Here is a 13,665-nt window from a genome sequence, read left to right as displayed (position 1 = left end):
CGTCTCCTCCCCATTCATGGGGAGGGGGACCGCCGAAGGCGGTGGAGGGGTTCTTCGCGACACGAAGACAGAACCCCTCCGTCTCGTCGGCTGCGCCGCCGATCCACCTCCCCACAGAGTGGGGAGGAGACAGGGTGTTCAGTCCATCAACTGTTGCGCCAGATAGACATAATGGCGGGCCCAGCGTCGGGCGTTGGCCACGGGGTCGGCGTCATTGGAATGGCCGCCCGCCGTCTCCTCGTAATAGATCGGGTCCTGGCCCAGCCCTTCCAGGCGGGCGGCGAATTTGCGCGCATGGCCCGGATGCACCCGGTCGTCCCGGGTGTTGGTGGTGATGTAGAGGCGCGGATAGTCCACCCCCGGCCGCAGGTTCTGATAGCCGGAATAGCGGGCGATATAGGCGGCCTCTTCGGGGATGCGCGGGTCGCCGTATTCCCCGATCCAGGACGCCCCGGCGGGCAGTTCGTGATAGCGCAGCATGTCGATCAGCGGGCTTTCGATCACCGCCGCATTGAACAGTTCCGGATGCTGGGTGATCGAGACGGAGGTCAGGACTCCGCCGTTGGACCGGCCGTAGATGCCCAGGTGTTCGGGGCTGGTGATCCGGCGCGCGATCAGGTCGCGGGCGATGGCGGCGAAGTCGTCGAAGGCCAGCTGGCGGTTTTCCTTCAGCACCGCCTGGTGCCAGGCCGGACCGAACTCGCCCCCGCCGCGCATATTGGCCTGGACGAAGACCCCGCCGCGCTCCAGCCACAGCTTGCCCATCTCGGGCTTGTAGGCGGGCGGGAAGCTGATCTGAAAACCGCCATAGCCGAACAGGATGGTTGGCGCCGTTCCGTCCAGGACCAGGTCGCGCGGCCGCACCACGAAATAGGGGATGCGCTCCCCGTCGGACGAGACGGCCTCGAACTGTTCGGTGACATGGGTCGAGGCGTCGAACAGGGCCGGCGCCGTGCGCAGCACCTGGATGGCGTTGGGCGCGGCGCGCGCGGCGTCCATCGGCGTCACCGGGAAGTCGACGTCCAGCCGGCCCAGGGTGGTCGGGGTCAGGAAATTCTGGCTGGTGACGAACAGCTCGCCCGTGGCCTTGGACCGGTCTCCCAGGGAGACGGCGCTATTGTCCGGCACGGCCACATCGCGCCCCTGCCAGCCCCATTCGCCCTGATTGACGAAGATCGACAGCTGGCCCCGGACATTGTCGTTGTAGGCCACGGCGACGCGGTCGGAGAAGACGGCGACGTCGCCGATTGACTGGCGCGCGGTGGGCGCGAAGATCTGGCGCGCCGGATCGTTGCTGACGGGCGGCGCGCCCTCGCGCAGTTCGGCCGGGTCTAAGGCCAGCAGGGACCCCGCCGCATATCCGCTCCAGGCCTCGTCCGGCGAAACGATCAGCAACCCACCGCTGGTCCCGTAGATGGACAGCCGTTCCGGCAGGTTCAGCCGCGCGGCCGTGCCGTCCGTCAGCTGCCAGGTCTCGGCGCGATAGGTGTCCAGCGGGCGGCTGATGATCACCGCCTCGACCGAACCGTCGGCGCCGCGATAGACGGAGGGACTGACGCCATAGCCGCCGTCCGAGACATCGCCGCGATAGACCTCGGCCGCCTGGTCGAGGCCCTGGCCGCGCCGCAGGGCCCTGACGATATAGGGATAGCCGCTCTCGGTCAGGGTTCCGGGGCCGAAGTCGGTGGCGACCAGAAGGGTGTCGCGGTCCAGCCATTCGATCCGGTGCTTGCCTTCCGGCAGGCTGAAGCCGCCGTCGACGAACTGTTTCGTCGTGGTGTCGAACTCGCGCACATAAAGGGCGTCCTTGCCCCCGTCCGACAGCATGACCAGGCAACGGGTCTCGTCCGGCGCCAGGCAGTCCGTGCCCTTGAAGACCCAGTCGCGGCCCTCGGCGGCGGCCAGGGCGTCGATGTCCAGCAGGGTCTCCCATTGCGGCGCGCCCGAGGCGTAGCCGCCCAGCGTCGTGCGGCGCCAGACGCCCTTGGGATTGGTCGCGTCCTGCCAGAAATTGCCGACCCCCTCGCCCAGGAAACTGGGCATGGGGATGCGGTCGGTGGAGGTCAGGATCGCCTCGGCCTCGCGGCGATAGGTCTCGTAGCGCGGATCGCCGGTCAGGGCCGCCAGGGCCCGCTCGTTCGCGGCGCGGACGAAGGCCATGGCCTCCTCGCCGTCCACCTGTTCCAGCGCCAGATGGTCGTCGGCCGCCCGCACCCCCGCCGGCGACAGGTCGGCGGGCATGAAGGGACTGGCCTGCTGGGCCGCGGCGGGCAGGGCCAGGGCGGCGAAGGCGACAGTCAGAAGGGTCAGGCGCATGGGTCGGTCTTTCCTCAGTCCATCAGTCGGCGGGTCAGGTAGGTGTATTCCAGGGCGATGCGCCGGGCCGTTTCCTGCAGGTTGGCCGCCGCGCCGTGGCCGCCGTCGGTGTTCTCGTAGAACAGGACCGGATAGCCCAGTTCCTCCATCCGCGCCGCCGCCTTGCGGGCGTGGCCGGGGTGGACCCGGTCATCCTTGGTCGAGGTATGGATGAAGACTTCCGGATAGGGCCGGCCCGCCGCCAGACGCTGATAAGGCGAATATTCGGCGATCCAGGCGCGCTGTTCCGGAATGTCGGGGTCGCCGTATTCGGCGATCCAGCTGGCCCCCGCCAGCAGGCGGTGGAAGCGCATCATGTCGAACAGGGGCACCTGGATGACGGCGGCGTTGATCAGGTCCGGCCGCTGGGTCAGCATGGCGCCCATGAACAGGCCGCCCTGGCTGCCGCCCATGATCCCCAGGCGCGGCTGGCTGGTGATGTCGCGGGCGATCAGGTCCAGGGCCACGGCCTGGAAATCCTCATGCGCGCGCTGGCGGTTCTGTTGCAGGGCCGCCTGGTGCCAGCGCGGGCCGAATTCGCCCCCGCCGCGGGTGTTGGCGATGACATAGACTCCGCCCCGTTCGAGCCACAGCTTGCCCACCGTGGCCGAATAGCCGGGCAGCAGAGAACTCTGGAACCCACCATAGCCGTACAGCAGGGTCGGGTTCGACCCGTCCATGGCCATGTCGCCGCGATGGACGACGAAATAGGGGATCATGGTCCCGTCGGCGGAACGGGCCTGGAACTGTTCGACCGTCATGCCCGCGGCGTCGAACTTGGCCGGCAGGGTCTTGACCGGCTCGGCCGTCATGGCGGCGGCGTCGGCCAGATACAGGGTCTGGGGCGACAGATAGTTGGACACGGTCACGAACAGCCGGTCGTCCCCGTCGCTGGCCGAACCGATATTGACCGAGGAGTTGGCGGGCAGGTCCAGTCGCGACCGGGTCCAGTCGCCGTCGTCCGAAGGCCGATAGGCGTAAAGGGCGCCGCGCACGTTTTCATACAGGGCCACGATCAGCCGGTCGCGGGTGACGCTCACCCCCTCGATCGCCTCGCGCTCGCCGGGCCGGATCACCAGCTGGGCTGGGGCGGCCGGATCGGCGGTCCAGGCCGCCAGGTCATAGGCGAGCACGTCGCCGGTCTGGAACGCCTGGCCCGAAGGCGCGGTCCAGTCCTGATCGGTGGTGAAGACCAGCCGGCCCTGGACCAGGGCGTTGATGTTCGACTTGGCCGGCAGGTCAAGCCGGGTGGTCGATCCGTCGGCGTTCAGCCGGTGCGTCTCGCCCTCATAGAAGTTGACGCCCCGCTGGATCAGCACCGCCTGCACCGCCCCGTCGGCGTCCCGCAGGACAAAGCCATTGGCCCAGACGTCGGTCGGCTCGGCCGTGAAGACGGTCCGGGCCTGATCCAGGCTTTCGCCCCGTTTCAGGATCTTGACGATGCGCGGATAGCCCGAGGCGGTCAGGCTGCCCTCGCCGAAATCGCGCGAGATGATCAGGGTGTCCCGGTCGATCCAGTCGGCGCCGCCCTTGGATTCGGGCAGGACGAAGCCGTCCTCGACGAAGGCGCCAGTGGAGCGGTCGAACTCGCGGATGGTCACCGCGTCCTTGCCGCCGTTCGACAGGCTGACCAGGCAGCGGGTCTCGTCCGGCGGCAGGCAGGTCGCGCCCTTGTAGACCCAGTTTGCGCCCTCGGCGGCGGCCAGGGCGTCGATATCCAGCACGGTGCGCCACTGGGGATCGGCGCTGCGATAGCTGTCCAGGCTGGTGGTGCGCCAGACACCGCGCACATGCTCGGCGTCCTGCCAGAAGTTGTCGATCGAGCCGTCATGGCGGAAGCCGGGCGCCGGGATGCGGTCGCGCGACTGGACGATCTCCAGCGCCTGCTGGTGCAGGGTTTCGTAGCGCGGGTCGGACTGCAGGACCCCCAGGGAGCGGGCGTTGTGTTCGCGCACCCAGGCCATGGCGCGCTCGCCCTCGATGTCCTCCAGCCACAGATAGGGATCCTCGGCCTCGGCGGCGGGGCTGGGAGCGGAAGGTTCGGACGACTGGGCCATGGCGCTCGCGGGCAGGGCGGTGGAGACGAGAAGGGCGGCGACGAGGCCGCGGGCGACGGACTGGATCATGACTTCCCCCTTGGAACGGTCGGAACCGACCCTAACGGCAGATCGCGCCCCTGGTCATTACGGCTTTGTCATGCGCCGTCGTCGGGGATGCAGAGCAGATTGCCGCAGGCCTTGCAGTGGACGGCGTCGGGATCGTGTTTCTGCAGTCCGCAGCGGTCGCAGGGATAGTTCACCTTGCCCGGCCGGATCAGGGTCTGGGCCAGGCGGATGAACAGGGTGATGCCCACCAGCATGACGGTGATCGACAGCAGCCGCCCCCAGGCGCCGGGCAGGACGATGTCGCCGAAGCCGGTGGTCGTCAGGGTGGCGACGGTGAAATAGAGGGCGTCCAGATAGCCGTGGATGCCGTCGTGCCGGCCCCGGAAGGTGGCGTAGACGAAGCCCGTCACCACGAAGACGAAGGTCACCAGGGCCGCCAGGGTGCGGACGACCTCCTCCACCCGGGTGTCGTCATAGCGTCGCCCGACCGTCCGCCAGAAGAAGTCCGAGGTCAGGAGGGTCCAGAGACGCAGCATCCGCAGGAAGCCGAAGTTGAACAGCCAGGCCGGGAACAGCAGGGTGGCCAGGACCACCATGTCGACCCAGACCACCGGCTGTTTCAGCCAGTCCTTCAGGTCGCTGTAGGTCCAGGCCCGCGCGAACAGGTCCGCCGCCAGGATCGCGGCGATCACATAGTCCAGGGCGTAGAAGGCCCACCCCGCCTCGCGCAGGATCGGCGCGGCCAGGAAGAAGCCGATGATGGCCACGTCGATGACGATGACCGCCAGGCGGAAGCGGACCGCCTCCGGACTGCTGCCGTGATAGAGGTAGCGCAGTCGGGCCCTGAGCCTCAGGCCCTCGGCCTTGTCGGGCGGGTTGGCGTCGGGGGGCGGGCGGCTCATGCGCCAGCGATAGCCTGATTGGCGCGGCGGGCCTATATGCCGATGCGATGACCCGCACGGACCCCCTGGCCTTCGTCAAGATGAACGGCGCCGGCAACGACTTTGTCGTGGTCAACGCCCTGTCGGCCCCCTTCGCCCCGACGCCGGACCAGGCCCGCGCCATCGCCGACCGCGAGACGGGCCAGGGCTGCGACCAGCTGATCGCCATCGAGCCCAGCGCAAAGGCCGACGCCTTCATGCGGGTGTGGAACGCCGACGGCGGCGCGGTCCAGACCTGCGGCAACGCCCTGCGCTGCGTCGGCTGGCTGTTGATGCAGGCGAACGGGACCGACCGGGTGGTCATCGACACGGCGGGCGGCCCCACGGTCGCCACCCGCGCCGGGGATCGCAGGGTGACCGTGGACATGGGGGCGCCGCGCCTGGCCTGGGACCAGATTCCCCTGGCCGAGGAGATGGACACCCGCGGCATCGAGCTTCAGATCGGGCCGATCGACGCCCCGGTGATCCATACGCCCGGCGCCGTGTCGATGGGCAACCCCCATGTCGTCTTCTTCATGGACCATGCGCCGGACGACGGCCTCGTGCGCGGCGCCGGCTCGCTGATCGAACACCATCCGCTGTTTCCCGAGGGGGTGAATGTCGGTTTCGCCCATGTCCTGGCGCCCGACCGAATCCGCCTGAGGGTGTGGGAGCGGGGCGCCGGCCTGACCCGCGCCTGCGGCACCGGCGCCTGCGCCGCCCTGGTCGCCGCCCATCGCCGGGGGCTGACCGGCCGTGAGGCGACGGTTCAGGTCGACGGCGGCGAGCTGTCCATCGCCTGGGACGCGGCCACCGGCCATGTGCGGATGACCGGCCCGGTCGAGGTCGAACGGACGGGCGTTCTGTAGCCGACCGGCAGGACAGGCGGTTGTCCCTGGGGAACGCACGGCCTAGGAACGGAGGGAACGCTCCAGAGGCCCGAATGCCCGACCTGACCGACAAACAGACCTTTTCCGACGAAGACGCGCTGGAGTTCCACCGCCTGCCGACGCCGGGCAAGATCTCCATGGCCCCGACCAAGCCCATGGCGACCCAGCGCGACCTGTCGCTGGCCTATTCGCCGGGGGTGGCCGTGCCGGTCCAGGCGATCGCCGACGATCCGGACCGGGCCTACGACTATACGGCCAAGGGCAATATGGTCGCGGTCATCTCGAACGGCACCGCCATCCTGGGCATGGGCAACCTGGGCCATATGGCGTCCAAGCCGGTGATGGAGGGCAAGTCGGTCCTGTTCAAACGCTTCGCCGACGTCGACAGCTTCGACGTCGAGGTGAAGACCACCGACCCGGCCGAATTCGTCACCGTGGTCAAGAACATCGGCGACACCTGGGGCGGCATCAATCTGGAGGACATCAAGTCCCCCGAATGTTTCGAGATCGAAAGCCAGCTTCAGGATCTGCTGGACATCCCGGTCTTCCATGATGACCAGCACGGCACCGCCATCATCTCGACCGCCGGCCTGATCAACGCCTGCCATGTCGCGGGCAAGAGGCTGGAGGAGGTCAAGGTGGTCCTGTCCGGCGCCGGCGCCGCCGGCCTGTCGTCCATCGCCCTGATGAAGGCGGCAGGGGTCAGGGTCGAGAACACTGTCATCGTCGACCGCGACGGGGTGGTCTACCGGGGCCGTCCGGGCGTCGACCAGTGGAAGGCCGCCCACGCCACCGACACCCCGCACCGGACCCTGGCCGAGGCCATGGTCGGCGCCGACGTGGTCCTGGGCCTGTCGGCGAAAGGGGCGATCACCAAGGAGATGGTGGCCTCCATGGCCCCCAGGCCGATCATCTTCGCCATGGCCAACCCGGACCCCGAGATCACGCCCGAGGATGTGCTGTCGGTCCGTTCGGACGCCATCATCGCCACCGGCCGGTCGGACTACGCCAACCAGGTCAACAACGTCCTGGCCTTCCCCTATCTGTTCCGCGGCGCCCTGGACGTGCGGGCGCGCCAGATCAATCACGAGATGAAGGTGGCCTGCGCCCAGGCCCTGGCCGCCCTGGCGCGCGAGGCCGTGCCGGACGAGGTGGCCGCCGCCTATCGCGGCCGCCAGCTGAAATTCGGCCCCGACTACATCATCCCGACCCCGTTCGATCCGCGCCTGATCTGGTACATCCCGCCCTTCGTGGCCCAGGCGGCCATGGACACCGGGGTGGCCCGCAAGCCGATCGAGGACATGGACGCCTATCGCGTCCAGCTGCGCGAGCGGGTCGACCCCTCCGCCGCCCTGATGCAGAAGATCTCCTCGGCCGTGCGTGGGGCGCCGAACAAGCGGATCGTCTTCGCCGAGGGCGAGGAGCCGTCGGTCATCCGCGCCGCCTGGGGCTTCAAACAGGCCGAGCTGGGCGACCCCATCCTGGTCGGGCGCGAGGATCTGATCCGCCAGAACGCGGCCGAGGCGGGACTGAATTTCGACGACCTGGGCATAGAGATCGCCAACGCCCGCGTCTCGCACCTGAACGCCGACTATACCGACTGGCTGTACGAGCGGCTGCAACGACGCGGCTATCTGCGCCGCGACGTCCAGCGGATGATCAACCAGGACCGCAACTATTTCGGCGCCGCCATGTGCGCGCGGGGCCAGGCGGACGCCATGGTCACCGGGGTCACCCGCAATTTCAACATGGTGCTGAAGGAGGTGCGGCGCGTTCTGGACGTCACCGACCGGATGATCGGCGTCTCCATCGTCCTGGCCAAGGGACGGACCCTGTTCGTGGCCGACACCTCGATCCACGAACTGCCCGACGCGCCCGAACTGGCCCAGATCGCCATCAAGGCCGCGGCCACGGTGCGCAAGCTGGGCCGCACGCCCCGCGTGGCCTTCCTGTCCTATTCCACCTTCGGCAATCCGCCGGGCGACCGGGGCGAGAAGGTGCGCGAGGCGATCCGCATCCTGGACCGGATGGACGTTGATTTCGAATATGAGGGCGAGATGCCGCCCGAACTGGCGCTGGACCCGGACCAGAGGGCCAACTACCCCTTCATGCGCCTGTCGGCCGACGCCAATGTCCTGGTCATGCCGGCCATCCATTCGGCGGCCATCTCGACCCGGCTGGTCCAGGCCCTGGGTGGCGCCACGGTGATCGGGCCCCTGCTGGTCGGGCTGGAGAAGTCGGTGCAGATCGTGCCCCTGGGCGCCTCGGTCAGCGAGATCATCACCGCCGCCACCTTCGCCGCTTATGAGGACGGGGTTCAGACCGAGGGCTGAGGACCGCCGCGCCGACGGCGGTTCCGGTCACGGCCGGGGCGCATTGTCCTCGGCCTCGGCCGCCACCGTGGCCATGGCGGCCTGTTCCGCCTGCATCGCCCGCTGTCGCCGGGCGACGTAGAAGGCCAGGACGATGGCGAAGACGCCGATGACCGTCGAATACAGGAAGAAGGTCACATAGCCCGCGCCCAGGCCGGCGGGGGTGGCCCCGCTCTTGGCCGCCCCCTCGACCAGCGACCCTTCCGGCAGGCCGGCGAACAGACCCTTCAGCGGCGCCAGTATCCCGCCGGCGTCCGCGGCCCGGGCCGAGCCTTCGACGATCTTGCCCGACTGGCTGGCTACGATCTTGCCCGGCAGGGCGTAGAGCGAACTGAACAGCGCATACTGGGTCGCCGTGAAGCCGATCGAGGTCAGGCTGGACATGTAGGCGATCAGGGCGGTGCCGGCGATGCCGGTGGCGATGTTGTCGACGCCGATGGCCACGAACAGGGCGCCCAGGCTGTTCCCCTGGGTCGCCAGCCAGGCGAAGACCAGGTTCGACACCGGACTCATGAAGGCGCCGACCACCATGGCCCGGATCAGACCCATCCGCGCCACCATCCAGCCGCCGATGAAGACGCCCAGGGAGGTCATGACCACCCCGAACACCTTTCGGACCTCGGCCACCTCGGTCTTGGAGAAACCCAGATCCAGATAGAAGGGGTTCATGATGTTCAGGACGAAGTCCGACAGCCGATACAGGCAGATCAGGGCCAGGATCGGCAGGGCCAGCTTTCCGAACCGAACGAAGAAATCCATCAGCGGCGCCCCGAACGACCCCGCCAGATAGGCGCCCGGCCGCGTCCTGAGCCCCGGCACGGGCCAGCAGGCCGCCGTCAGGACGGCGAAGCCGCCGATGACATAGACGAACTGGGTCAACACCCCGGTCAGCTCATTGTTCGCCAGGCCCGCGGTCACCGCCGCTGCGCCGGGTTCGCCCAGAACCCCGCCGAAGGCCCACAGAAGGGCGTCGGGCTTGTCGGTCAGGCCCGTGCCGATGATGACCGCCGCCACGGCGATCAGCACCAGGCGCACAATCCATTCGAACACCTCCAGCGCCGGACGCGAGGGGATGTCGCCGACGGGGATCGGCCGCACCACATGCTGGGTCTCGCGCGGGGCCAGCAGAACCCCCAGGACGCCGATCCCCATCAGGGCCGCCATCACCGCATAGGACAGGTTCCAGCCGAAATGATCGGCCAGCAGCAGGGGCACGGCCCCGGCCACGATCATGGCGACGCGATAACCCAGCTGATAGGCGGCGGCCATGGCGCCCTGGCGGCTGTCGTCGACCGATTCGATGCGCCAGGCGTCGATGGCGATGTCCTGGGTCGCGCCGAAGAAGCCGACCATGACCGCGAACCCGGCCACGGCCATCAGGGAGGTCGCGGGATTGGACCCCGAGATCAGCCACAGCCCCAGGATGATCAGCCCCTGGGTCGCCAGCATCCATGAGCGGCGGTGGCCCAGAAGCCTGGTCAGGCCGGGGATGGAGGTGCGATCCAGCAGGGGCGCCCAGACGAATTTCAGCGCATAGGTCAGGGTCGCCAGGCCGAAGAAGGCGATGACCTCCAGCGTCACCCCGGCGTCCCTCAGCCAGGCCGACAGGGTGTCGAAGATCAGCAGGTTGGGCAGGCCCGCGGCGAACCCCAGCAGCAGCATGGCGGCCGTGCGCCGCTCGCCATAGACGGCCAGGCCGCCCAGCCGGCCGGCGGGTCGTTCGCGGGTCGAAGCGTCAGTCATCACGGGCCTCCCCAGGGAGCGCCCCCCGGCGCTATCCGGCCGCGACCTTGGCGCGGATGTCGCGCTTCGTCCAGCGGGCCAGGGCGGCGCGCAGGGCCTCGGGTTCCAGAGGCTTGACCAGATGGTCGTTCATCCCGGCCTCCAGACAGGCCCGGCGGTCCTCGGCGAAGGCGTTGGCGGTCAGGGCCAGTATGGGGGTGTCGTCGCCCCGCGCCCGGATGGCCCGCGCCGCGCCGGGCCCATCCAGCCCCGGCATCCGCATGTCCATGAACACCAGGTCGTAGCGCGCGCGCTTCAGGGCCTGGACCGCCTCGTCGCCCGAGGCCGCGGTCTCGACGACGCAGCCCTCGCGCCGCAGCAGGGTCTTGGCCAGCAGGGCGCCGACAGGATTGTCCTCGGCCAGCAGCACCCGCACGCCGGCGAACCGGGCCGGGGCGACGCGGTCGTCCTCGACCGGCATAGCGGCCGGGGCGGGGCCTGCGCCGAAGGCCGCCAGCACCCGTTCGACCAGGGAGGCGCGGCGCAGGGGCTTGATCAGATAGCCGTGGAAACCGGCCGACCGATACCGCGCGATCAGTTCGCGCTCGGCGGGTTTCAGCAGGATGATGGAGCGTCCACCGGCCGCCGGCGCGGCCAGGGTCCGGCCTTCGATCGCCGCCTGGGCGTGGTCGATCAGGCTGACGGGGGCGGCGTCCTCGACCCGCGCGCCGCTGGCCAGAAGCTGGGCCCGCGCGGCCTGGCGCACGAAGGGGTCGGGCGACGCCACCGACACGGCGCGGCCGGCCAGGGCGGCCTCGGCGCGGGGGCGCCCGGCGGCGTCGAAGGCCGCCTCGACCCGGAACCGGGCGCCGGCGCCGTCCGGCCGGTCCTCGACCACCGCCGACCCCCCCATGGCCGTCATCAGGCGGCGCACCACCGCCAGCCCCAGGCCCGCCCCGTCGTGTCGGACGGCGTCGCCGCCCAGGGCATGGCCGAACTCCTCGAAGACGCGCGCCCGCGCCTCGACCGGCACGCCGGGGCCGGTGTCGTCGACAATGAAGGCCAGACGCGGCCGCAGGTCGTCGCCGCCGACACGTTCGATGGCGATCCGCACCCCGCCGGTCTCGGTGAATTTCACCGCATTGCCGGCCAGGTTGAACAGGACCTGGCGCAGCCGCCCCTCGTCGGCGATCACATCGGGCGCATCGGGCGCCACGGACCAGACGATCTCCAGCCCCTTGTCGTGGGCCCTGGGGCTGAGCAGCTCAGCGACACCCTGGGCCAGGGCCTCCAGATCGACGGGGGCCGGATCGAACTCCAGCCGTCCCGCCTCCAGCCGGGCGTAGTCTAGAAGGTCGTTGACCAGGCCCAGCAGGTGTTCGGCCGAGACCTGGGCCGCCTCCACATAGGCGCGCTGGGCGCCGTCCAGACGGGTGCGCGAGACCAGGCCCAGCATCCCGATCACCCCGTTCAGCGGGGTGCGCATCTCGTGGCTCATCAGGCGCAGGAACTGCTGCGCCGGTTCGCCGCCGTCCTTGTTCCGGTTCCGTCGCGCCATGGTCGCCTCCGTCGCGGAGCGAGACTAGGGCTCAGGCGTTAAGGAATGCCGGACAGCCCCCTTTCAGCGGTGCAGACTGGGAGCCGCCTCGGCCTCGGCGAAGCCTGGGCGGGTCGATGTCCGGCGCTCGAAATCGGCCTGGGCCGCGGGGCCGGCGCGGCGATAGATCAGGGCCTCGGCGACATGGCGGCGCAGGACCCCGTCCGCCCCCTCCAGATCGGCGATGGTGCGGGCCAGCCGCAGGGTGCGGGTCCAGCCCCGGGCGGTCAGGCCGCCGGCCTCCCCCGCCCGCGTCAGCAGGACCCGTCCCGCCTCGTCGGGCGTGGCGAACCGTTCCAGATAGGCGCCCTCGGCCCGGGCGTTGACGGTCCGCACCGGGTCCAGCCCGGCGGTCCGCGCCCGTTCCGCCTGCATGGCGCGGGCGGCGGCCACCCGGGCGGCGGCCTCGGCCGTGCCCTCGGCCGGCGGTGGCAGGGCCATGTCGGCGGCTGTGACCGGTGGGGTCTCCACCGTCAGGTCGATGCGGTCGAACATCGGGCCCGAGATGCGGTTCTGATAATCCACCTGGCATCGCGGGGCCTTGCCGCAGGCGCCGCGCCCGACCCCGCCCTGTCCGCAGCGGCAGGGATTCATCGCCGCCACCAGCTGGAAACGCGCCGGATAGCGGATGTGGGCGTTGGCCCGCGCCACCACGATCTCGCCCGTTTCCAGCGGCGCCCTGAGGCTGTCCAGCGCCTGGGCCGAGAACTCGGGCAATTCGTCCAGGAACAGCACCCCGTTGTGCGCCAAGGAGGCTTCTCCGGGCCTGGCCCGGTGGCCGCCGCCCGTCAGGGCCGCCATACTGGCCGAATGATGCGGGCTGCGGAACGGCCGATCCCGCGTCAGGGCCCCGCGCTCGATCAGCCCGGCCATGGACCAGACCATCGAGGTCTCCAGCAGCTCCGGCGGGGTCAGTGGTGGCAGAAGACCGGGCAGGCGCTGGGCCATCATCGACTTGCCCGACCCCGGCGGGCCGATGAACAGCAGGTTGTGCCCCCCGGCGGCGGCCACCTCCAGAGCGCGCTTGGCGCTTTCCTGGCCCTTGACCTCGCGCAGGTCGGGAACCGGCCCGCCCGACATCGCAGGGCCGGGTTCGGGCGCGCGCAGGACCTGGGTCCCCTTGAAATGGTTGATCAGGGCGATCAGGGAGCGCGGCGCCAGGATGCTGGCGTCCCCCGCCCAGGCCGCCTCGGCCCCATTGGCCTCGGGACAGATCAGGCCCAGTCCCAGGGCCGAGGCCGCCACCGCCGCGGGCAGGGCGCCGCCCGTCGCCGCGATCCGCCCGTCCAGACCCAGTTCGCCCAGGGCCGCCCAGCCTTCCAGGTCCGCCGGCCCGATCACCCCCATGGCCGCCATCAGGGCCAGGGCGATGGGCAGGTCGAAATGCGACCCCTCTTTCGGCAGGTCGGCCGGCGCCAGGCTGGCGATGATCCGCTTGGGCGGCAGGGCCAGGCCGATGCCGGCGAAGGCGCCGCGCACCCGTTCGCGGCTTTCAGCCACCGCCTTGTCGGGCAGGCCGACCAGGCTGAAGGTCGTCTGGCCCGCGCTGCCGATCAGCTGGACCTCGACGTCCACGCGCCGGGCCTCGACCCCCTCGAAGGCGAATGTCGTGACCCGCGCGACCATGTCGTCCTCTCCCACCCGGTGGGGAACGAAGCATGAACTTGATGGGATTGCAACCTCTCGCCGTCTCTACCAAAGCGG

The 13,665-nt window shown here is 70.0% G+C and carries 8 protein-coding genes; 2 read left to right on the top strand and 6 right to left on the bottom strand.

What is annotated here, in order from left to right:
- Positions 1-138: 138 nt before the first annotated feature.
- The 3 genes from KF910_RS04035 to KF910_RS04025 form a co-directional block, all read right to left on the bottom strand.
- Positions 139-2,316, bottom strand: a complete 2,178-nt coding sequence (locus KF910_RS04035; protein WP_292258940.1) for a prolyl oligopeptidase family serine peptidase — start codon at positions 2,314-2,316, stop codon at positions 139-141.
- Positions 2,317-2,330: 14 nt separating this feature from the next.
- Positions 2,331-4,481, bottom strand: a complete 2,151-nt coding sequence (locus KF910_RS04030) for a prolyl oligopeptidase family serine peptidase (RefSeq protein WP_292258939.1) — start codon at positions 4,479-4,481, stop codon at positions 2,331-2,333.
- Between the two features lie 68 nt (positions 4,482-4,549).
- Positions 4,550-5,362, bottom strand: a complete 813-nt coding sequence (locus tag KF910_RS04025) for a potassium channel family protein (RefSeq protein ID WP_292258938.1) — start codon at positions 5,360-5,362, stop codon at positions 4,550-4,552.
- A 47-nt stretch (positions 5,363-5,409) separates the two neighbouring features.
- Between KF910_RS04025 and dapF the strand changes: the two genes are divergently transcribed.
- Positions 5,410-6,249 (top strand): diaminopimelate epimerase, encoded by an 840-nt coding sequence (gene dapF, locus KF910_RS04020; RefSeq protein ID WP_292258937.1) that lies wholly within the window; start codon positions 5,410-5,412, stop codon positions 6,247-6,249.
- A 74-nt stretch (positions 6,250-6,323) separates the two neighbouring features.
- A complete protein-coding gene (locus KF910_RS04015; RefSeq protein ID WP_292258936.1) occupies positions 6,324-8,603 on the top strand; it encodes an NADP-dependent malic enzyme in 2,280 nt (759 codons plus the stop codon).
- Positions 8,604-8,630: 27 nt separating this feature from the next.
- Here the strand turns inward: KF910_RS04015 and KF910_RS04010 are convergent, their stop codons facing one another.
- The 3 genes from KF910_RS04010 to KF910_RS04000 form a co-directional block, all read right to left on the bottom strand.
- Complete coding sequence (locus tag KF910_RS04010; protein WP_292258935.1) at positions 8,631-10,385, bottom strand: AmpG family muropeptide MFS transporter; 1,755 nt, start codon at positions 10,383-10,385, stop codon at positions 8,631-8,633.
- Between the two features lie 31 nt (positions 10,386-10,416).
- Positions 10,417-11,922, bottom strand: a complete 1,506-nt coding sequence (locus KF910_RS04005) for a response regulator (protein WP_292258934.1) — start codon at positions 11,920-11,922, stop codon at positions 10,417-10,419.
- A 63-nt stretch (positions 11,923-11,985) separates the two neighbouring features.
- On the bottom strand, positions 11,986-13,587 hold the full coding sequence (locus KF910_RS04000; protein WP_292258932.1) for a YifB family Mg chelatase-like AAA ATPase: 1,602 nt from the start codon (positions 13,585-13,587) through the stop codon (positions 11,986-11,988).
- Between the last annotated feature and the right edge of the window lie 78 nt (positions 13,588-13,665).

The sequence above is a fragment of the Brevundimonas sp. genome, assembly GCF_019636155.1.
Lineage (GTDB): Bacteria > Pseudomonadota > Alphaproteobacteria > Caulobacterales > Caulobacteraceae > Brevundimonas.
This window is presented reverse-complemented; position numbering and strand designations above follow the sequence as displayed.

What these genes read in the sequence shown, in the direction of transcription:
- KF910_RS04030 (WP_292258939.1), bottom strand. Translation starts at nt 4,481, where the DNA reads ATGATCCAGTCCGTCGCCCGCGGCCTCGTCGCCGCCCTTCTCGTCTCC.
- KF910_RS04005 (WP_292258934.1), bottom strand. Translation starts at nt 11,922, where the DNA reads ATGGCGCGACGGAACCGGAACAAGGACGGCGGCGAACCGGCGCAGCAG.
- KF910_RS04000 (WP_292258932.1), bottom strand. Translation starts at nt 13,587, where the DNA reads ATGGTCGCGCGGGTCACGACATTCGCCTTCGAGGGGGTCGAGGCCCGG.
- dapF (WP_292258937.1), top strand. Translation starts at nt 5,410, where the DNA reads ATGACCCGCACGGACCCCCTGGCCTTCGTCAAGATGAACGGCGCCGGC.
- KF910_RS04025 (WP_292258938.1), bottom strand. Translation starts at nt 5,362, where the DNA reads ATGAGCCGCCCGCCCCCCGACGCCAACCCGCCCGACAAGGCCGAGGGC.
- KF910_RS04015 (WP_292258936.1), top strand. Translation starts at nt 6,324, where the DNA reads ATGCCCGACCTGACCGACAAACAGACCTTTTCCGACGAAGACGCGCTG.
- KF910_RS04010 (WP_292258935.1), bottom strand. Translation starts at nt 10,385, where the DNA reads ATGACTGACGCTTCGACCCGCGAACGACCCGCCGGCCGGCTGGGCGGC.
- KF910_RS04035 (WP_292258940.1), bottom strand. Translation starts at nt 2,316, where the DNA reads ATGCGCCTGACCCTTCTGACTGTCGCCTTCGCCGCCCTGGCCCTGCCC.